Origin of the sequence: Thermophagus sp. OGC60D27 (assembly GCF_052400625.1) — a bacterium.
Classification (GTDB): domain Bacteria; phylum Bacteroidota; class Bacteroidia; order Bacteroidales; family Marinilabiliaceae; genus Thermophagus.
Window position 1 is genome coordinate 20,993 of record NZ_JBQTGH010000020.1, and the last position, 19,463, is coordinate 40,455.

The window sequence follows — 19,463 nt, forward strand, 5'->3', positions numbered from 1 at the left end:
TGAACTCCTTTCTTACGATATAATTAGGGTTGGTACTTTGTTCTTTCCAAAAAAGAATAATAATATTGTGGTCTACTACCGGTTTCAAAGATAATTTTTTTGTTCGACTTTAATTTCGTTTCCCTTATTCCAGCTATATATGTTATAAGGTAAAGAGTTATATAACCAATTAATTATGGATTCATTTTCATTTGTCGGCAACAGCGACATTGAAGCAATAGAGAAACTTTATGAGGATTATAAAAAGGATCCCGAGTCGGTGGACGCCAGTATGCGTCATTTTTTTCAGGGATTTGATTTTGCCTCACGTAATTTTGAATTTTCAACCGACGGGATTGTTGGTAAAGAGTTTAATGTTATCAATTTAATTCATGGTTATCGCCAACGGGGGCACTTGCACACGGCTACCAATCCCGTGCGGTCACGACGTAAATATTTCCCCACGCTGGATGTGGAGAATTTCGGTTTGTCCGAGGACGACCTGAACACCGTTTTTCAGGCCGGAAATGAGATTGGATTAGGTCCCGTTCCCCTTAGGGATATTATAGAACATTTGCAGCAAACCTACTGTGGATCTGTGGGGGTTGAGTATCTCTACATTCGTCATCCCGAGATGGTGTCATGGTTAAAAAGAAGGATGGAAGAGGTACGCAATACCCCCTCATTCACAGTCGATAAAAAATTGCGCATTTTTCATCGCCTGAACGAGGCGGTGGGATTTGAAAGTTTTATCCATCGTAAATTTGTGGGACAGAAACGTTTTTCACTGGAAGGTTGCGAAGTGTTGATTCCGGGGCTGGATTCACTCATCGAAAAGGGGGCACAGTTGGGAATTAGGGAAGTGGTGATTGGAATGGCTCACCGGGGACGTCTTAATGTGCTTTGCAACATTTTGAAAAAGCCCATTGTTGATATTTTTAATGAGTTTAACGGCGATCAATATGACGATAGCATTTCGCTGGGGGATGTAAAATATCACCTGGGATATGATAATTCTATAGATACCCGTTCGGGGCAGCCGGTGAAGGTGAGTCTGTTGCCCAATCCCTCACACTTGGAAGCAGTGACCCCGGTGGTAGAAGGGCTGACGCGTTCGCGGGCCGAACATGCCTATAGCAGTGATTTTAATAAGATTGTTCCCATAATCATTCACGGGGATTCAGCCATTGCCGGGCAAGGAGTGGTGTATGAAGTGATCCAGATGGCAACGCTCAATGGCTATTCTACGGGAGGAACCATTCATATCGTAATTAATAATCAGGTTGGATTCACCACCAATTATCTGGATGCCCGCTCAAGCACTTATTGTACGGACGTGGGAAAGGTAACGCGCAGCCCGGTATTTCACATCAATGGCGATGATGCGGAAGCCTTGGTGTATGCCATCGAACTGGCGGTAGAGTACCGGCAAACTTTCCACTCTGATGTGTTTATCGATATTCTTTCGTACCGTAAGTACGGACATAACGAAGGGGATGAACCCCGCTTTACGCAACCAACTCTTTATAAAGCCATCGCTTCACATCCCAATCCCCGGGATATATATGCTAAAAGGCTGATGGATGAGAAAGTCCTTGCGCCTGCTGACATTGAAAAAATTCAAAAGGAATTCAACAAGATACTGGAAGTGGAGTATGCCGAATCTCAGAAAACGGATGTGGTACATATCAGGCCTTTTTTGCAGGATTTGTGGGATCGTTTTCGGCATGCCGAGGCAGATGATTTTTCAGAGTCACCGGTGACAAGTGTCAAAAAAGAGGAACTGTTGGAGTTAGCCAAAAAAATTAATACCCTTCCTTCCGATAGAAAATTTTTCCGTAAACTGGAGAAGTTGGTGGAAGATCGGAAAAGAATGGTTCGGGAAGATCATTTTGACTGGGCGCTCGGAGAATTGTTAGCTTATGCTTCTTTATTAATGGAGGGCCACCCGGTGCGGATCAGTGGTCAGGATTCAGTGAGAGGAACCTTTGCGCATCGGCATGCGGGTTTTACGTTGGAAGATAAGGATGAGATCTTTTTCCCGCTTCAGCATCTGGATGAGAAGCAGGCAATCTTTAATGTTTACAATTCTCCACTCAACGAATATGGTGTTTTGGGGTTTGAATATGGCTTTGCGTTGGGTATTCCGGAGGGATTGACCATCTGGGAAGCTCAGTTTGGCGACTTTAGCAATGTGGGACAGGTGATTATTGACCAGTTTATCAGCTCGGCGGAGGAAAAATGGGGATTGAGGAATGGGCTGGTATTATTACTTCCGCATGGATTTGAAGGCCAGGGACCGGAGCATTCCAGTGCCCGCATTGAGCGGTTTTTAAGTCAGGCCGTCAAGAATAATATGCAAATATTGAATTGTACGACTCCTGCCAATTTTTTTCATGCATTACGTCGTCAGGTGAAGCGGGATTTTCGTACCCCACTGGTGGTATTCACGCCCAAAAGCCTGTTGCGCCATCCCAAATGTGTCTCGGGAATTGAAGATTTTGCAAAAGGGGCGTTTCAAGAGGTGCTGGATGATGAAAATACGGATCGAGAAAATGTTAAAAGAGTTGTGTTCTGCAGTGGGAAAATTTATTACGATCTGCTTGAGCGCAAAGAAGAACTTAACGCCAGAGATGTGGCATTGGTACGCATCGAGCAGTTGCATCCATTCCCTAAAGAGAAAATATTGGAAGTGGTCGCAAAATATCCCAATGCACTACTCAATTTGTGGGTTCAGGAAGAACCGGAAAACATGGGGGCTTGGTTTTATGTGAATAATAAATTGCCGGAGCTGAATTTAGTCCCGGTGGCTCGCCTGGCCAGTGCTAGTCCCGCCACAGGACTCAATGGCCTGCATATTGTCGGACAGAGAGAAATTATTGGAAAGGTATTTAAAAAGTGCCATTGTGAGTATAATAATGTGTATTGTGGGTTGCAATGCGTGGAAGGCAAAACTAGGGCAGAGATATTGAAGCAACATAAATATTTTGAAACGCCGCAAAAATTTTCCATTTGATGATGACAACCGGAAGTTGGTTTGTCACGTTGTGCCCCAATAGGCACTTAACCATCATTGGTCCTTAGTTAGACTATTGATGTGCAACCCATGTAAACATTGAAATATCGCTACTTAATAAGATCAGGATTTAAATCATGAACTATGGGTGTTTTAGGGCATGACCAATTGCTGGTGGGCGATACAAAAAATTGTTTGAAATTATTCTGAGAATAATTGAATGACCTTATATTTTAGGTAAGGACCATTAAAAAATAAACAGTTAAAAATGATAGAAGTAAAAATACCTAGCCCCGGAGAATCCATCACAGAGGTTGAAGTGGCCAATTGGCTCGTTGCTGATGGAGATTTGGTACATAAAGATCAGGATCTGGCAGAAATTGAATCCGATAAAGCCACACTGATCCTTAATGCACCTGAAAGCGGAAAAATTATTATTCAGGTAGAAGCCGGAACCACCGCAAAAGTAGGGTCCGTGGCCTGCCAAATAGATACTTCGGTGAAAGTGGAAGATGCAAAAGCCGCGCCGACTGCGGAGGAGGAGGGTAAAGAGAAGGCTCTCATAAGTCCCAAAGGTTCTTCGGCGGTGTCGGAACCAACCGAAAAAGATCGAGGAACAACCAATTCAAAAGTTGAGAAAAAGGACCGAAAAGAGATAATTTCCGAAAACAATAAGAAAGTTAAAACCACCCCTCTGGCCAGAGAGAAGATGAAAGCTGCCGGCCTTTCGGTTGACGACATTGTTGAGGGACTCAGAAAACTTTCCGTTTCGGATGTGGATGCCGTCATTGAAGGATTGTCGTCAGACGCATCTCTCGGCGCTGAAGAGGAGGCTGTTAGAAGTGTGAAGCGGGAAAAGATGAGCCAGCTTCGTAAAAAGCTGAGTCAGCGACTCGTTAAGGTGAAAAATGAAACAGCCATGCTTACCACCTTTAACGAGATCGATATGTCGGCAGTTATGGATATCCGAAAAAGGTATCAAAAACAATTTGTTGAAAAGCATGGACTGAAGCTGGGATTTATGTCCTTTTTTCTGAAAGCTTCCGCCCTGGCCCTTATGGGACGGCCAAAGGTTAACAGCATGATTGAGAATGAAGATATTGTCATACCTCAGTATGTGGATATTTCTGTGGCAGTACAGACGCCCAAGGGTTTAATGGTGCCGGTGATTAGAAATGTGGAGCGACAATCTCTTGCCAATCTCGAGATGGAATTGAAGGAACTTGCCAATAAGGCCCGCTCAGGAAGAATCTCGCTGGAAGAGATGACCGGAGGAACTTTTACCATTACCAACGGAGGCGTGTTTGGTTCAATGTTTTCAACACCCTTGATTAATCCGCCACAATCGGCCATCCTCGGTATGCACAACATCGTTGAACGACCTGTTGCGGTCAATGGAAGAGTGGAAGTCCGGCCAATTATGTATGTGGCATTGAGTTACGATCACCGTGTGATCGATGGAAAAGATTCGGTAGGCTTCCTGATGGATGTTAAGAAAATGATTGAAAACCCCGAAATGCTGTTGCATGGCGGTAAAAACCCCATGAATAGCTTATTGGAGTTATAGAATTTCTATAGGACAGGGTAAATAACCATCGTTATTCGAGAGGTTATCGTATCCTGTCCATTGATCTTACTAATGCTTCATCTTTGCCAATGGCACGAATGGCCAGAAATACCAATATCAGTGCTATGAGAGGAAAAACCAACGGCCAGTTGAATGAAAGGTCGGTGACATTAAGGTTTTTGGCACCGGTTTTTCCCAGGTAATAGATCAAGCCGGATAGACCCGGTAATAATCCCATATTTAATCCGCAAAGACGAATCTGTAACACCCTTTTTTTAAACAAGAAGATGGTGATGAATGATATTGCGGTTGCTGCTATGGTTAAAATAGAAAGAGCCATGGTGGGGACCACCAGTGTGGTCGTTGTTTCCGATTCTACCTTGAAAATTCCCTTCCAGGTTAATTCATAAAAACTATCCATGGTTGCCATGTCGGCAATGGTCATGAAAAACAGGGTGCCTGTGAGTAGAGCAGCCAAAAATAAATATACGGTTTGAATGCGTTGTATCATTGTTGAATTCTTTTGATGCAAAAATATAAAATAGTTGGTGAAATCATCTTTTCTTAGAAAAAATGTGAGGTTCCGCCTCTTTTAGGGGTTTTATTTTTCGATTATTTTTTCTTATTTTGGAATTGCCCTGTTCATTGTGGGGAATGTGTTAGACATGGGGACGGAGAATGGATTAAAAAGATTGGTGGATGGCGCGATAAGTGGTGCGATCTAAATGGTCATCGGGATGAAAAAGGATCGGGAAGCCCTGGCTATGGAGCATCTACATGGGTTGGAGATACAAAATCTGGGATCGGGCATTTTAAATTTAGAACTTGGTCATTCTGTTGGATTAAACTAGAGTCAATAAACGAATAAATTTAAAGATATGAGAAGGATAGAAGAATCGGAACTGATATTGAATCCCGACGGATCTGTTTTTCACTTGCATATAAAACCAGGTGAATTGGCTGACAATATAATTTTGGTTGGCGATCCGGGGCGGGTTGATACCGTTGCCGGATTTTTTGACCACATTGATTTTGGCGCTGAAAATCGTGAATTCGTGTTCCGTACCGGAAGCTATAAAGGAACAGGATTTACGGTCCTTTCCACAGGTATCGGTACCGACAATATTGATATTGTTCTTAATGAACTGGATGCCCTAGTGAATGTAGACTTTAAAACCAGAACCGTTAAGGCAGAAAAAAAATCGTTGAATCTCGTGCGGATTGGAACTTCCGGTTCTTTGCAAAAGTCGCTTCCGGTCGATAGTTGGCTGTTGAGTAAAAAGGCCATTGGATTTGACGGATTACTCAATTTCTATGAAGGTGTTGAAACCATTTCAGATGTGGAATTTGAGAAGGCATTGACCCAATATACCGGATGGTCGCCACGTCTTACGCGTCCTTATGTGGTTGAGGCCAATCAGGAGTTGGTTAATCGTTTGGCTGGCACCAACCTACATGATGGAATAACTATTTCTGCTCCCGGATTTTATGGTCCTCAGGGACGAGTGATTCGACTTGTGTTGGAAAATCCAGACATAAACGAAAAGTTATCGGCGTTTCATTTTCAAGGAGACCAAATTACCAATTATGAAATGGAATGTTCGGCAATCTATGGTTTGTCAAAACTATTGGGTCATAAGGCGGCAACGGTTTGTGCCATTATCGCCAACCGGAAGGCCGGAACATACAGTAAAGATTATAAGCATGGTATAAAAGCATTGATTCAGTATGTATTAGAACGTTTATCCAAATAAGAGTTGTTTTCCATGAGTATGGATACCCAAAAAATTAAAGCCCTAATCACTCTTCTGGATGATCCCAGTGAGGAAATTTTCAGTACTGTGGAAAATGAACTGCTGAAAGCAGAGGTGGATATTGTGCCGGAACTGGAAAAGATTTGGGAAACACAAGCCGATGGGGTTGTGCAAAGCCGACTTGAAAATATTATCCATTCCCTGCAGTTTCGGGATGTGAAAAAGAGATTGCGGGAATGGAAAGCAACAGATGGTGAGGACTTGCTTACAGGGGTATGGTTAATTGCCAAATATCAGTATCCGGAATTAACCTATGAGGAAATTGATCGATCCATTGATAAATTAAGGAAAGATATTTGGCTGGAACTGAACGAACACCTTACCGCTTTGGAAAAGGTGCGCGTCATCAATCACATTCTTTTTGATGTTTACGGTTTTTCCAGAAATAACAGTAATCTTTTGGCGCCTCAAAACTCATTTATCTGCGACGTTATTGATACCAGAAAAGGAAATGCCATTTCTTTGTCGATTATTTACGCAGAAATAGCGCAACGATTGGGAATGCCGGTTTATGGCGTTAATCTTCCTAAAAACTATATTCTTGCCTATATGGATGAGCCGGAGCAGAGTAACCGTATCCGCCTAAGCGAAGATTCTTCGGTGCTTTTCTACATTAATCCCATTAATAAAGGTGCCGTGCTGGGACGGCGTGAGATTGAACAATTTATTAAACAGCAAAAGCTGGAAACCAATATGTCCTTTTTTAATCCCTGCTCCAACCTCGATACCATTAAACGGGTTTTAAATAATCTTTTATTGGCGTATGAACAAGTGGGGCAACAAAACAAGATTGAAGAGGTTAGAGAGTTGAGATTGGTTTTCAATGAAAATCAAAATGTGTAAGCTTGCGAATGAAACGAGCATGACCAACGAAGTTTATCACAACAAGAGAATGTATAAAACTTATGATCATGCGAGTTCCATCAGACCAATGATTTATCCTAATTTTATACTGATGAAATGTCGGGAGATTTTTCCCGATAAAAATGAAGCATCTCCATTTAAGGGTATGGAGAGCAGCATCTATCTGAAATTCTAACGATTTATTGAAATTATGAATAAAACTTTTGAGGGATTGTATCCGGAAAAGCTCTGGAAGTATTTCGGTGCCATTTGTGAGATTCCGCGACCGTCGGGACACGAAGAAAAGATTATCGATTGGTTATTGGCGTTTGCCAAAGAGAAAGGTTTAAAAGGCAAACGTGACGACGCAGGAAATGTGGTCATTTCAAAACCTGCCTATCGTGGTTATGAAGACAGACCTGTTGTGGTACTGCAATCGCATCTGGATATGGTTGGCGAGAAAAATCAGGACAAAAAACATGATTTTCTGAAAGATCCGATAACTCCTATACGGGATGGGGAGTGGATTAAAGCGGATGGGACTACCCTCGGTGCGGATGACGGCATCGGTATTGCGGCACAATTGGCACTTTTGGCATCAGATGACGTGCCGCATGGGCCTTTGGAATGCTTATTCACAGTGGAAGAAGAGACCGGATTAACAGGTGCATTTTATCTGATGGATGATTTTTTGGAAGGAAGGATTCTTCTTAATCTGGATTCCGAAGATGAAGGTGAACTGTTTATTGGTTGCGCCGGAGGAATCGACACGGTAGCGCGGTTCCGTGCTGAGGTGGAAGAGGTGCCAGCCGGTCATATCGCATTGAACATTCAGGTGAAAGGACTTAAAGGTGGGCATTCAGGAGACGATATACATAAAGGATTGGGAAATGCCATTAAAATATTGGTCAGATACCTCTGGCAGATGGAGCGTGATTATGGGGTGCGTTTGGCTCGATTTGAAGGGGGAAACCTTCGGAATGCAATCGCCAGAGAAGCCTTTGCCACAGCATTGGTCCCATCAAAATATAAGGAAGAAGCGCGAGTGGTATTGAATTTCCTTGCCCATGATGTTCAGCAGGAATTGCGAAAAACAGATTCGGGAGTTAAGCTGGAATTGGGAACAACAGAGATGCCCGATAAGGTATTTACCAAAGACTTTCAACAGCGATTTTTAAATGCTTTGTATGCTTGTCCCCATGGCGTTATGGCCTGGAGTCAGGAGATTGAAAATCTGGTGGAGACATCTACCAACCTGGCATCTGTGAAATATATTGATGATACATTGGTGATTTCAACCAGTCAGCGTAGCTCCGTGGAGAGTGCCCGAAACAATATCGCCAATATGGTGAGAAGCGTTTTTGAATTGGCTGGCGCCAGTGTGGAAAATTCGGATGGCTATCCAGGCTGGGCTCCCAACTTGGACTCTCCTTTGCTGAAAGTTGCCGTTTCAACCTATCAGCAATTGTTTGATCAAAAACCTACGGTTAGAGCTATTCATGCCGGCCTGGAATGCGGCCTCTTTCTACAGAAATATCCTGACATGGATATGATTTCATTTGGCCCTACCATTAAAGGCGCTCATTCTCCCGACGAACGTTTGCATATTGAAAGTGTTCGGAAATTTTGGGATCACCTTCTTGTTATGCTGAAAAGTCTCTGATTGTGATAACCATTTAACTTCTTAAAGGGCGAAAAGTTTTAAATTCCGACTTTTGGCCCTTTTTGTATATGTCCTTTAGCAGTAAATCTTTGGCTTCACAAGAAGAGCAACCCCCACAAGCGTGCTTCTCTTTCGAAAAAATGGTTCTCCAGGCAGAGTAAATGGTATAGATAAACGCCCCAACAACCGTAACTACCGTTAAAATTTCCTGAATCATATCGGTCTCTTCTTAAATGTTTACACTATTTCCCAAAACAAATAGAAAACGACTATGTTGTATTTTGTTTTGAGTTTGTTTTCATGCGCGGCCATGATTCGGTCCGCTTTTGGGTCCGGTCTTAAATTCTCCTGTTTTAAAAATCCCGGTTTTAATAGCCGGTTCTTTTTCCAAAAGAAATCAAAACCTCTCCTTTCATATCCTACAAATTCTTACTCTTTCTGTATGCTGCTTCTTTTCCCGCTCTATATCCACCATTGTCCCACCTGATAAACCAACAGAGAGAGCAAATAGGCCAATCCGGTGGTATAAAAAATGGTAAACAAAGCCCACTTCCATGATCCGGTTTCTTTGCGAATAGCAGCAACCACTGCTACACAGGGGAAATAGACCAATGTAAATATCAGAAAGGAAATGGCTGTCAAAGGGGTAAAAACAGGTGTCCCATCTGTATAGGTGTCGTTTTTTATCTGTTCAATCAGCTGTTGATTCTCATTGGTGGACGTTTCATCAGCCTGGTATAGGACCGCCATAGTGCTTACTACCACTTCTTTGGCAGCAATACCACTCAAAAGGCTGACTCCCATCTTCCAGTCAAAACCCAATGGACGGATAGCCGGCTCAATTTTTTGACCGAGTTGTCCAATGTAACTGTTCTGCTGTCTTAATTGCTCTTGTAAATGGGTGATTTCTCCAATTTTCTTCTCTTTTTCTTGCTCCAGAATTATTTTTTCTTCAGCATTGGATGCATTGATCAGTGCATTATATTTTTGTTCAATCTCAGCCTTATTCTTGTTCAGCGCAACAGCTGCCTCGTCTTGCCGTGGGTAATATCCCAAAAACCAAATTATTATGGAAGCCACCATAATGACACCCCCCATTTTTTTCAGATATTGACGTCCTTTCGACCACATGTGGCGCAAGGTGCTTTTAAGAGTGGGAAGTCTGTAGGGGGGAAGCTCCATGACAAAGGGTGTGTCGCTCTTTTTGAAAAGGAACCGTTTAAATAGTCGCGCTATAATCACCGCGAGAGTGATACCTGTTCCGTATAGGAGAAAAAGAACCGTGCCGGGGTGCTCCGAGAAAAAGGCACTGATAAAAATAATGTAAACAGGAAGTCGGGCACTACACGACATAAATGGATTGATCAAAATGGTCAGAATCCGATTATTGGGATCTTTGATGGTTCGGGTGGCCATAATTGCCGGTACATTACATCCAAAACCCATGATGAGCGGAATGAACGATTGGCCATGCAATCCTATTTTATGCATGATCCGGTCCATTATGAATGCTGCTCTGGCCATATATCCCGTGTCTTCCATAAATGAAATAAAGAAAAACAATATCAGAATATTGGGAAGAAAAACGATGACACCACCGACACCACCAAGGATGCCATCTACGATCAGATCGACAAATGGCCCTGACGGCAATGTTGACGAGGCCCACCCGGAAATCAGGGAAACCCCCGATTCGATCCAGTTCATAGGGTATTCTCCCAATCTGAATGTGGCTTGAAACATTAACCAAATGAAGAAAAAGAAGAAAGGAAAACCAAATAGTTTGTGGGTCAACACAGAATCAATCAGGTCAGTCTTCCTTCTACGTTGTTGCGGATTCTCACGGTAGGTCTCTTTTAATGCACCGGCAATAAATCCATAACGAGCATCGGTAATGATGGTTTCGGTATCTTCCTGATAGATTTTTTCCAGTTTTCTGGATTGTTTTTGGGTCTCTGCCAGGATAGATGAATATTGAGGTGCAGCCAGTTCTTCAAGAAAAACATTATCTTTCTCTAGTAATTTAATGGAAAGAAAGCGGGGTGAAATTTTACTACTTAATTCAGAATGTTGGGCAATTTCTTTTTCAATGGTTTCCAACCCCTTTTCAATAGGTGCTCCATAATTGATTTTAGTGTGCCTGATGGTATCATTTTTTGCCTCATAGACATCCACCACCTTTTGGAATAATTCATTGATTCCGACCCCTTTTGAACCAATAGTAGGTACGAAGGGAATGCCCAGCATTTTACCCAGATGACGATAATCCAGTTTGTTGCCCCTTCTTTGAAGATCGTCGTACATGTTGAGGGCAATAATCGTTGGGACATCCATATCTATCAGCTGGGTGGTCAGGTAAAGATTCCTTTCCAAATTGGATGCGTCAATAACATTGATGATAATATCCGGTACTTCCTGGCTTATGTGTTCCCTAACGTAAACTTCTTCCGGGCTGTAAGCCGAAAGGGAATAGGTGCCGGGTAGGTCTGAAACTTTTAAGGTGTATCCGTTATGAAAAAAGATCCCCGTTTTAACATCGATGGTTACTCCGCCGTAATTCCCGACATGTTCATTGGCTCCGCTGGCTTGATTAAAAATGGTGGTTTTTCCGCAGTTGGGATTCCCAACAAGGGCTATGTTGATGGTTTTCCTTTTTTCGGTAGCTTTCTTCGTTAAGATTTCATCGGTAACATTGGTGTTAAAAAATTGAGGTTCAAAAGAATTTGCCATTTCTTTGGAGATGACCTCTACCATTCTGGCTTCATTCCTTCGAAGGGATATTTTGTAATCCATTACTTTGTACTCAATGGGATCTTTCAATGGGGCATTTTTAATCACCTCTACCTTTTTGCCTTTCACAAAGCCCATTTCAATAATTCTTTTTCGGAAGGCCCCATGTCCTCTTACTTTTACAATAACCCCTTCCTGTCCGGTCGTTAATTCTGCAAGATTCATATATGTAGTGATACCTTTATCTTGAAATTTTTCAAAAGTACTTATAGTTCCATTACCCAACAATACCAATTATTGGGGATTTTTATTTTTTAACCTTCAAACAGGTGTAATATTGACAGAAGTTGGAAAAAGAAGTGACGAAACGGCAGAATGGAGGAATTAAACATAAAAGGATTCCGTTCGTTATACTAAAGCCCAAACCTATGTGATGCTTTGTTCGTAGAACTGTGTGTCTATTTATTGGTCATGACAAAGATTGCCTTTGGGGGGATAAAAGGTTTTTGAACGTATGAGAAAAAGAAAATTCATTTGTTGGTGGAATTTTTCTTTTATGAATAGATGGTAAGTGGTTTATAAAATAATTCTTGTTTAAGAATCTATTCATATATTGTAGAATAATATAGTTCAATCGGGTTATAAAAAGTAATCTGCCGTACAAGGAAGAGCTGGCTTCAACGATTATGAGCATGGATTGGGGAAGGAATTTGGTAAGATAATTGATAGGTCTAGCAAAAATAAAATAAAGGAACGCCATGGATTTTTCAGGAACGTTTGAAGATTTTCAAAAAGTTGTCAGAGAAAATGGGGGAGAAATTCAGGTCATGGAGCGTGAAGTATCTCTTGACACCCAAATGGCGTACATGAGAATGTCGAAGGAGGTGAAAAAAGAGCTGCGTCCCGAGTTGGTGAGTTCCGGCAAATATGAATTATGGGACGAAAACGCTTCCAAACAAAGTAAGCGAAAACGGTTGGCAGCCCTTGCCTCAATAGGCACACCGGATGCAATCCGTACCCTTCAAAGTTATTACGAGAATCCTGACAAAGGTTTGGAAGATTGGACATATCTGGCACTTCAGGAATGTAAACTAATATTCCAGGCTTCGATGCTGGATCATCCCCCCATGTTTATCTCTACCGGATTAGGGGGAAGAGGACAAAAATTACGTTTCTTTGGTGCCTTTTTTTCGAAGGATGGTCGTGATTTTGATCAAACACGTCAACATGTGATCTCCGGGGAAGTGGAGTACATGTTCGAAAAGTTTAATGGAAAGCTGGAGTTTATTGCCTTTTCAGGACAATTTGTGACCTTTTGGGGGCTTGTTCCGATTGATGTTTCCCTAAATGAGAAAGTGAAAATGGCGATTGAAGAAGCCAATTTGCTGGGAGGAGGACTCCGCCGCGACTTTGTCCTTACCAATGTTAAAAAGCTAACCTTTTTTGAACTTGGGGAGATTCTCAAAAAAATTGAAAAAAGAAACGTTGGCAACAGTGCCGATCAAAGTTCTCTTCAATAAAACCTCTAAAATGTAAAAAAAAACGGGGCTGGAATTTTTCCAGTCCCATTTTTTTCGAAAAACAATTCTTATCGACCATTACTCCTGGTTAAGGTCTTCAAAGTCTACATTGGTATATTCCGCCGTAGAAAGGGCTTCGTCAGTGCTGGACTGAGATCCTTGGTCAGCCATGCTGCTTTCATATACCCCTTGCTCGGCCTGAATAAAATCAATGACTTCCTTGAGACCATTGGAAAACTTTTCAAAATCCTCTTTGTATAGAAAGAGTTTGTGCTTCTCGAAGTGAAAACGGCCGTCTTCTTCGAAGCGCTTTTTACTTTCGGTAATGGTCAGGTAATAATCATCTTTTCGAGTTGCTTTTACATCAAAAAAATAAGTACGCTTACCTGCCCTTACAACTTTTGAAAAGATGTCTTCCCTTTCATTTCGCTTTTTTTCCATTCCATCTTTTTTGTCAAATCCTTCCATCTTATAATAAATTTTTGAGTAAGAAAACTACGTGTTTCTCCCGCTCAAAAATGGCAATAATTTTTCAAAATAACCAATAATTGTTTACAGAATTATTCTAAAATTTAAACTATTTAACGACAAATGATGATTTTTGGCAGATTTGTCTGAATATTATATTAAGATGTGGTGAATTTCTTATCTTTATAATCTGTTGTTGGCTGTGGCTATTTTTTGTCTGCAGACCACTCTTCCAGTGGGAGGATATCATTTATTAAGCAGATCAATGATTTTTGCCGCAGGCTTTCTTGTAGGAAATAAAAAAAGATCTACTTTTGTGAGGTATAAATTATCTGAAGTCATAAAAGTTCTTTAACGAATGCTTAGTAGAAGATTGCTCCGTGTGAAAGTGATGCAAACGGTTTACGGTCATTTCAGAGGGGGTGACTCAACCCTCCGGGAAGCCGAAAATGAACTGTTTCACAGTATTTCCAAATCCCATGAACTTTATCATTTGCTTTTGTTGTTAATCCTCGATGTTCGTGATCTTGCCGAAAAACGTATTGAAATCGGGTTGAACAAGAAAAGACCTTCTTACGAGGATTTGAACCCCAATCGGAAATTTGTCAATAATAAGGTTATTCAGCAGCTGCACGAAAATCGTCAGTTATTGAAGTATATTGACGCAACCGGTGTTTCCTGGAAGAACAATGAGAAATTTGTCAGGGATGTTTTCAAATGTATCCGCGAATCGGAATTGTATCAACAATACATGGAGTCGGAAGATAACTCCTATGATGCTGATCGTAAATTTATTGCTAAGCTCTATGAGAAAGTGATAGGACAGTACCTGCCATTGTATGCTTTATGTGAAGAAGAGAGTATATTTTGGAATGATGAAGCGGAATTTGTGGTGAGTATTGTGGTTAAAACCATTAAAGATTTTGAGGAAGAAAAGGGTGAAGAGCAATCTCTGCAGAAAGAATTTAAAGATGAACAGGACCGTGATTTTGTGAAAACCTTATTTCGGAAAACCATCTTGAATCATTCCGACTATAAAGCATTGATAAAGAAATTTTCACGAAATTGGGACCTTGATCGGGTGGCAAACCTTGATATTGTATTAATGGAGATTGCTATTACCGAGTTTTTGGAATTTCCGGAAATTCCGGTAAAAGTAACCCTTAATGAATATATTGAAATTGCCAAACATTATTCTACTCCCAAAAGTGGAACGTTTATAAATGGCATTCTCGATAAAATAATTAACTACCTGAAAAAGGAGAATCAGCTGGAAAAGCTGACCTCTGAGGATTAGACATATTGATTCGGACATGGAAAGGCATCGTGGACACCTTTTCTGATGGTATTGGAAGAATTAGTCCCTTCGCCATTAGAGTTCTTTATGCCTTTCGTTGGTATTCAGGAGAGGTTCCGGACCAAATAACGGGATACACTTTTCCCGGATGAAACGAGCATGACCAATTTTCGTTTGTCGCAATATGAATCTATATAGTGCACAGGCAGAAGCGAGATGGGGATTTAATTAAATTTCATTTTTACAGCATGGTAATGAGAGATTGCCGCAAAAGAGTATGTGAAAATCTCGTTCATGTGAGTTCCATCAGACCAATAAATTAGTTAAACTTTATACTGATGAAACACTTATCATTGAGATTGGTAAATGTTTTAATGCTTGTAGGCGGTGTTTTATTGCTGACCGGATGCTTTGGACCAAATGAGTCAAAGCAGAATAGGAGCGATGTGGAGAATGCTCTGTCGAATCGGGAAGAGCAATTGGGAAAACCGGTGTTTGGGACTGTAGAGCGAAATTTGGGAACCTTGAAAAGAGGTGAAGAAGCCGGTGCACGGTTTGGGTTTAAGAATGTAGGTGAAGCTCCTCTGGTTATTACAAAAGTACAAACCGGCTGCGGTTGCACGGTGGCAAAATATACCCAAAAGCCGGTCATGCCTGGAGATTCAGGATTTGTAGAGGTGATTTTTGACAGTACCGGAAAATATGGAGCCCAGTTTCAGCAGGTAAGTGTCTATTTTAAGGGATTGAAAAGTCCCATTCTTTTATCGTTGGTAGCTCAGGTAACTAATTAATTGCTTATATTGCGAATTAATATATTTTTGAATTAAAATTGAAAGAATTATGATGAGCTTATTTTTACAGGCTGCAGCTGCCGAAAGACCTGGCATGCTAATGCAATTATTGCCTTTTATTCTAATTATTGTGGTGTTTTATTTTTTTATGATTCGCCCTCAAGTAAAAAGACAAAAAGAACTGAGAAAATATCGGGAAAGCCTGAAAAAAGGTGACAAAGTTGTGACCACTGGAGGTATTTATGGCAAAGTAGCCGAAGTTAAAGAGAATTATGTGGTTGTTGAAATTGCTACGAATGTAAATATTAAGGTAGATAAAGCAGGAATTATTATGGATATGTCGGATGCCGTAAAAAAATAATTTCCAAAGCTATCTAGATTTAAAATAATTTTGTATTAGTTGGCCAATGATTATTTTTGTAAATCATTGGCTTTTTTTATATCCGGGTTTTTCAATGGGTCGGTCGGAAGCCATTTTTGCCAGGCATTTTAACTAGAGTATTTGATTGAATGTTATTTTAATGGGGGAAAAAAGATTTCATATTAGTTATCAGAAGATCTTAGGAAGCATCCGGATGTGGTTCGACCAATTTCGCCATGATAAAAATATGCTGATTTTTCTGATTTTCCTGGTTATATCGACCGGATTCTGGTTTTTGAATGCCTTGCGAAAGGAATATACAGCCACACTCAGCTATCCGGTAAAATTTGTCGACCTGCCTGAGGACAAAATGCTACCCAATGATTTTAAAAGTAGGATAGAAGTAAAGGTTCGGGCTGTGGGGTTTGTTATCCTCCGTTATCAATTAAGTAATGCTTTTCTGCCTCTTACTTTTAGTGTCTCCGATATGCAACCTCTGAAATCCGCGTCAGGAGAGGGGGTTTATACCCTTACCTCCGGAGAACAAAACAAGATTGTTGGCCAGCTTTCTCAGGGAATGGAATTGATAGAGATTCATCCGGATACTTTATTTGTCCCCTTGGCCGAAAAAGGAAATGCCATGGTACCTGTCCGCATCTCTGCAGAGATAGGATTTGAAAAACAATATTTACAGGCCGGCCCAATTATTCTGGACCCTGATTCTGTGAAAATATCAGGCCCCAAATCCGTTGTCGATACTATCCGGTATGTGGAAACGCGTAAAATATCCATTCAAGGTCTTTCCGATTCTGTAACCACAAGTGTTCCATTGGTTATTCCTTCCCGTGTTAAGTCCTCAGAAAAAAGGGTGATGGCGACCATCCCTGTCGAACCATTTACAGAACTGAATCTAAAGATCCCTTTAAGAATCTATGGTTTGCCGGATACCCTGAGGATAAAAACTTTCCCTTCCGAGATTCAGGTCTCCTTCCGGGTTGGAATCAGCAAGTATGGTACAATTGATGAATCACAATTTCGTGCAGTGGTGGATGCTTCACCGGTGCTTCATGATGATAGACCGGATCGTTTAAAAGTACGGCTGGATAAAGCACCGGTAAACATTGAATCTCTTAGTTTTTCTCCTATTTTTGTGGATTATTTAATCGAAAAAAAGCGATAGTTTTGCTGAAGATTGGTGTTACTGGTGGCATAGGAAGTGGGAAAACCACTGTTTGCAGAATCTTTGAATCTTTGGGGGTGCCGGTTTATTATGCCGATGCTGAAGCCCGGAGGTTAATAGAGCAACATCCGCTTCTGGTGGATGGGTATAGGAATTTGTTTGGCGAAGAGTCTTTCACTGATGGAAAATTAAATAAATCGCATGTTGCCAGAATGATCTTTGAGGATCGCAAATTGATTGCAAAGGTGAATGAAATGGTTCATCCTGTGGTACGTGATGATTTTATTCGGTGGTCAGAAAAACAGAATGCACCATACGTGATTGAGGAAGCAGCTGTTTTGTTGGAAGGAGGAGGACATCAATTCCTTGACAAAGTTGTATTGGTCAGTGCTTCGGAAAGGGTTAGAATCGCCAGGGTTACCAAACGTGACCGAGTAACCGCTGAACAAGTTCGCAAGCGGATGGAACATCAGTGGACCGATCATGAAAGGCGTCCTTTGGCTGATTATGAGATTGTTGCTGATGATAACCAGTTGGTTGTGCCTCAAGTTTTAAATGTTCATTTTCAATTATTAAAGTAATGGGTTTTTTAGGATCACTTATAGGATTTGGTTTGGGATGGTGGCTATTGGGACCTGTCGGTGCATTAATTGGTATGTTTTTGGGACGACAGGCAGAAAATGCTACCACCGGAGATACGGTAAACAGAACTGCCGGATATGGTTCCACCAGGGATGGTTTTGTTGTATCGCTGCTTGTCCTGATGGCGGCAGTGATGAAATCTGATGGTAAAATATTACGTTCAGAACTAGATTACGTTAAAAATTATCTGAAAAATCTCCTGGGAACGGAAAAAGCCGGAGAGGCTTTGATATTACTCAGAGACTTAACCAATAAAGAAATTCCGCTCACAGAGGTGTGTCATCAAATTCGTATTAATATTAATTACGATAGTCGGGTTCAGCTTCTGCATTTGTTGTTCGGATTGGGACTGTCCGATGGCTTGCTGGACTCCTCAGAGATCAACACCATTCATCGGATTTCTGATTTGTTGGGTATTTCCAATTCCGACTATCAGGCTGTCCTGAATATGTTTTATGACAATTTGGAGGCGGCGTATAAAATATTGGAAATATCCCCTTCTGCCTCTAATGAAGAGGTTAAAAAAGCCTATCGAAAAATGGCACTCAGGTTTCATCCCGATAAAGTCAGCCATCTTGGTCCGGAATTCCAAAAAGCGGCCAATGAAAAATTTGCTAAAGTCAACGAGGCATACAGCAAAATTAAAAAGGAGCGTGGTATTAGCTGACGAAAGTGAGCGCTAATGATGATCATGGATAAAATACTTCGGTTGTTGACTTTATTTTATTGGGGTAAACTGAAGGCCAATTACAGGTTTATATTATTTTTGTCGCTCCAAACTAAAAATGAAATAAGATGTTAAAAGGAATCCTTGCTATTTCCGGGAAACCCGGTCTTTATAAGTTGATTACCAATGCTAAAAACAGCATTATTGTGGAATCGTTGCTGGATGGTAAGCGCATGCCTGCCTATGCCACTTCAAAGATTAGCTCGTTGGAAGATATTTCTATTTTCACTATTGATGGTGATGTGAAATTGGCCAATGTTTTTGCTTCTATTTTTGAAAAACAGGTGGAGGTTGATCCCAAAAAAGCTTCTTCCAATGAATTAAAAAAGGCCTTCAAAGAGGCGTTGCCCGAGTATGATGAGGAAAGAGTTTATGTCTCTGATATCAAGAAAGTGTTTACTTGGTTTAATCTTTTAAAAGATAAAGATATTATTACCGCTGAAAGTATTGATGACTTTAAAAAGGAGAGCGAAACAGAAGACGAAGAAAGCAACCAAGACTAATATCGTTGGAATGGGGCTGATTGATGTCCTCATTTCTTCTCGTTATCTCTATAGGTAATGGGGGCGGTGTTTCCTGATACGTTTTTTAGTAAGTATATTTATAACCTTATACATTGAATTGAAGTTTTGCTTCGTAGTCAAATAGGACGGGAGTCAATATTTCTTACGATCAATATAGTTCTCTGAAATGATCGGTGGCGGACTATAATTAGAAACTATTCTTGGCATTCGGTTCAGACCGAAGCAAGCTGAGAAATGAGGCGAGACAATCATTGGTTAATGTAGAAAATAGCCTGACAAAAGTCTAATAACTTCGAAGGATAAAATTTCTTTGAAAAAGTAGTTATTGATATAAAGGGGAT

General features: G+C 41.0%; 17 protein-coding genes. 14 read left to right on the top strand and 3 right to left on the bottom strand.

Annotated elements, in window-relative coordinates; genetic code table 11:
- Positions 1-175: 175 nt before the first annotated feature.
- The gene (locus ACT29H_RS16075) at positions 176-2,995 is read left to right on the top strand and encodes a 2-oxoglutarate dehydrogenase E1 component (RefSeq protein WP_444822677.1); all 2,820 of its coding nucleotides are present in this window, start codon (positions 176-178) and stop codon (positions 2,993-2,995) included.
- Between the two features lie 268 nt (positions 2,996-3,263).
- A complete protein-coding gene (odhB, locus tag ACT29H_RS16080; RefSeq protein WP_444822678.1) occupies positions 3,264-4,562 on the top strand; it encodes a 2-oxoglutarate dehydrogenase complex dihydrolipoyllysine-residue succinyltransferase in 1,299 nt (432 codons plus the stop codon).
- Positions 4,563-4,605: 43 nt separating this feature from the next.
- Here odhB and ACT29H_RS16085 read toward each other — a convergent pair whose 3' ends face one another.
- Positions 4,606-5,073: a DUF4293 domain-containing protein gene (locus ACT29H_RS16085; protein WP_444822679.1), complete on the bottom strand. Its 468-nt coding sequence runs from the start codon at positions 5,071-5,073 to the stop codon at positions 4,606-4,608.
- A 367-nt stretch (positions 5,074-5,440) separates the two neighbouring features.
- Here ACT29H_RS16085 and ACT29H_RS16090 point away from each other — a divergent pair, with 367 nt between their 5' ends.
- The 4 genes from ACT29H_RS16090 to ACT29H_RS16105 are packed head-to-tail and all read left to right on the top strand — an operon-like array spanning position 5,441 to position 8,882.
- A complete protein-coding gene (locus ACT29H_RS16090; RefSeq protein ID WP_444822680.1) occupies positions 5,441-6,316 on the top strand; it encodes a nucleoside phosphorylase in 876 nt (291 codons plus the stop codon).
- Positions 6,317-6,328: 12 nt separating this feature from the next.
- A complete protein-coding gene (locus ACT29H_RS16095; RefSeq protein WP_444822681.1) occupies positions 6,329-7,219 on the top strand; it encodes a transglutaminase-like domain-containing protein in 891 nt (296 codons plus the stop codon).
- On the top strand, positions 7,212-7,415 hold the full coding sequence (locus tag ACT29H_RS16100; protein ID WP_444822682.1) for a hypothetical protein: 204 nt from the start codon (positions 7,212-7,214) through the stop codon (positions 7,413-7,415). Before ACT29H_RS16095 ends, ACT29H_RS16100 begins: the two co-directional genes overlap by 8 nt.
- 15 nt (positions 7,416-7,430) lie before the next feature.
- Positions 7,431-8,882, top strand: coding sequence for an aminoacyl-histidine dipeptidase (locus ACT29H_RS16105; RefSeq protein WP_444822683.1), 1,452 nt, complete (start codon positions 7,431-7,433; stop codon positions 8,880-8,882).
- Between the two features lie 462 nt (positions 8,883-9,344).
- Here the strand turns inward: ACT29H_RS16105 and feoB are convergent, their stop codons facing one another.
- Positions 9,345-11,837: a ferrous iron transport protein B gene (gene feoB, locus ACT29H_RS16110; protein WP_444822684.1), complete on the bottom strand. Its 2,493-nt coding sequence runs from the start codon at positions 11,835-11,837 to the stop codon at positions 9,345-9,347.
- A 533-nt stretch (positions 11,838-12,370) separates the two neighbouring features.
- Between feoB and ACT29H_RS16115 the strand changes: the two genes are divergently transcribed.
- Positions 12,371-13,132: a hypothetical protein gene (locus ACT29H_RS16115; protein ID WP_444822685.1), complete on the top strand. Its 762-nt coding sequence runs from the start codon at positions 12,371-12,373 to the stop codon at positions 13,130-13,132.
- 78 nt (positions 13,133-13,210) lie between these two features.
- Here the strand turns inward: ACT29H_RS16115 and ACT29H_RS16120 are convergent, their stop codons facing one another.
- Positions 13,211-13,573, bottom strand: coding sequence for a DUF3276 family protein (locus tag ACT29H_RS16120; protein ID WP_444822686.1), 363 nt, complete (start codon positions 13,571-13,573; stop codon positions 13,211-13,213).
- Positions 13,574-13,958: 385 nt separating this feature from the next.
- Between ACT29H_RS16120 and nusB the strand changes: the two genes are divergently transcribed.
- The 7 genes from nusB (at position 13,959) to ACT29H_RS16155 (ending at position 19,101) form a co-directional block, all read left to right on the top strand.
- Positions 13,959-14,897: a transcription antitermination factor NusB gene (gene nusB, locus ACT29H_RS16125; protein ID WP_444822687.1), complete on the top strand. Its 939-nt coding sequence runs from the start codon at positions 13,959-13,961 to the stop codon at positions 14,895-14,897.
- A gap of 338 nt (positions 14,898-15,235) precedes the next feature.
- Positions 15,236-15,688, top strand: a complete 453-nt coding sequence (locus ACT29H_RS16130) for a DUF1573 domain-containing protein (protein WP_444822688.1) — start codon at positions 15,236-15,238, stop codon at positions 15,686-15,688.
- Between the two features lie 49 nt (positions 15,689-15,737).
- Positions 15,738-16,049: a preprotein translocase subunit YajC gene (gene yajC, locus ACT29H_RS16135; protein WP_444822689.1), complete on the top strand. Its 312-nt coding sequence runs from the start codon at positions 15,738-15,740 to the stop codon at positions 16,047-16,049.
- A 160-nt stretch (positions 16,050-16,209) separates the two neighbouring features.
- On the top strand, positions 16,210-17,229 hold the full coding sequence (locus tag ACT29H_RS16140; protein ID WP_444822690.1) for a CdaR family protein: 1,020 nt from the start codon (positions 16,210-16,212) through the stop codon (positions 17,227-17,229).
- A 2-nt stretch (positions 17,230-17,231) separates the two neighbouring features.
- A complete protein-coding gene (gene coaE, locus ACT29H_RS16145) occupies positions 17,232-17,810 on the top strand; it encodes a dephospho-CoA kinase (RefSeq protein ID WP_444822691.1) in 579 nt (192 codons plus the stop codon).
- A complete protein-coding gene (locus ACT29H_RS16150; protein WP_444822692.1) occupies positions 17,810-18,538 on the top strand; it encodes a TerB family tellurite resistance protein in 729 nt (242 codons plus the stop codon). Before coaE ends, ACT29H_RS16150 begins: the two co-directional genes overlap by 1 nt.
- Before the next feature lie 128 nt (positions 18,539-18,666).
- The gene (locus ACT29H_RS16155; protein WP_444822693.1) at positions 18,667-19,101 is read left to right on the top strand and encodes a DUF5606 family protein; all 435 of its coding nucleotides are present in this window, start codon (positions 18,667-18,669) and stop codon (positions 19,099-19,101) included.
- Positions 19,102-19,463: the final 362 nt, after the last annotated feature.

Coding starts and splice junctions, on each gene's coding strand:
- ACT29H_RS16075 (WP_444822677.1), top strand. CDS start 176: ATGGATTCATTTTCATTTGTCGGCAACAGCGACATTGAAGCAATAGAG.
- odhB (WP_444822678.1), top strand. CDS start 3,264: ATGATAGAAGTAAAAATACCTAGCCCCGGAGAATCCATCACAGAGGTT.
- ACT29H_RS16085 (WP_444822679.1), bottom strand. CDS start 5,073: ATGATACAACGCATTCAAACCGTATATTTATTTTTGGCTGCTCTACTC.
- ACT29H_RS16090 (WP_444822680.1), top strand. CDS start 5,441: ATGAGAAGGATAGAAGAATCGGAACTGATATTGAATCCCGACGGATCT.
- ACT29H_RS16095 (WP_444822681.1), top strand. CDS start 6,329: ATGAGTATGGATACCCAAAAAATTAAAGCCCTAATCACTCTTCTGGAT.
- ACT29H_RS16100 (WP_444822682.1), top strand. CDS start 7,212: ATGTGTAAGCTTGCGAATGAAACGAGCATGACCAACGAAGTTTATCAC.
- ACT29H_RS16105 (WP_444822683.1), top strand. CDS start 7,431: ATGAATAAAACTTTTGAGGGATTGTATCCGGAAAAGCTCTGGAAGTAT.
- feoB (WP_444822684.1), bottom strand. CDS start 11,837: ATGAATCTTGCAGAATTAACGACCGGACAGGAAGGGGTTATTGTAAAA.
- ACT29H_RS16115 (WP_444822685.1), top strand. CDS start 12,371: ATGGATTTTTCAGGAACGTTTGAAGATTTTCAAAAAGTTGTCAGAGAA.
- ACT29H_RS16120 (WP_444822686.1), bottom strand. CDS start 13,573: ATGGAAAAAAAGCGAAATGAAAGGGAAGACATCTTTTCAAAAGTTGTA.
- nusB (WP_444822687.1), top strand. CDS start 13,959: ATGCTTAGTAGAAGATTGCTCCGTGTGAAAGTGATGCAAACGGTTTAC.
- ACT29H_RS16130 (WP_444822688.1), top strand. CDS start 15,236: ATGAAACACTTATCATTGAGATTGGTAAATGTTTTAATGCTTGTAGGC.
- yajC (WP_444822689.1), top strand. CDS start 15,738: ATGATGAGCTTATTTTTACAGGCTGCAGCTGCCGAAAGACCTGGCATG.
- ACT29H_RS16140 (WP_444822690.1), top strand. CDS start 16,210: ATGGGGGAAAAAAGATTTCATATTAGTTATCAGAAGATCTTAGGAAGC.
- ACT29H_RS16150 (WP_444822692.1), top strand. CDS start 17,810: ATGGGTTTTTTAGGATCACTTATAGGATTTGGTTTGGGATGGTGGCTA.
- ACT29H_RS16155 (WP_444822693.1), top strand. CDS start 18,667: ATGTTAAAAGGAATCCTTGCTATTTCCGGGAAACCCGGTCTTTATAAG.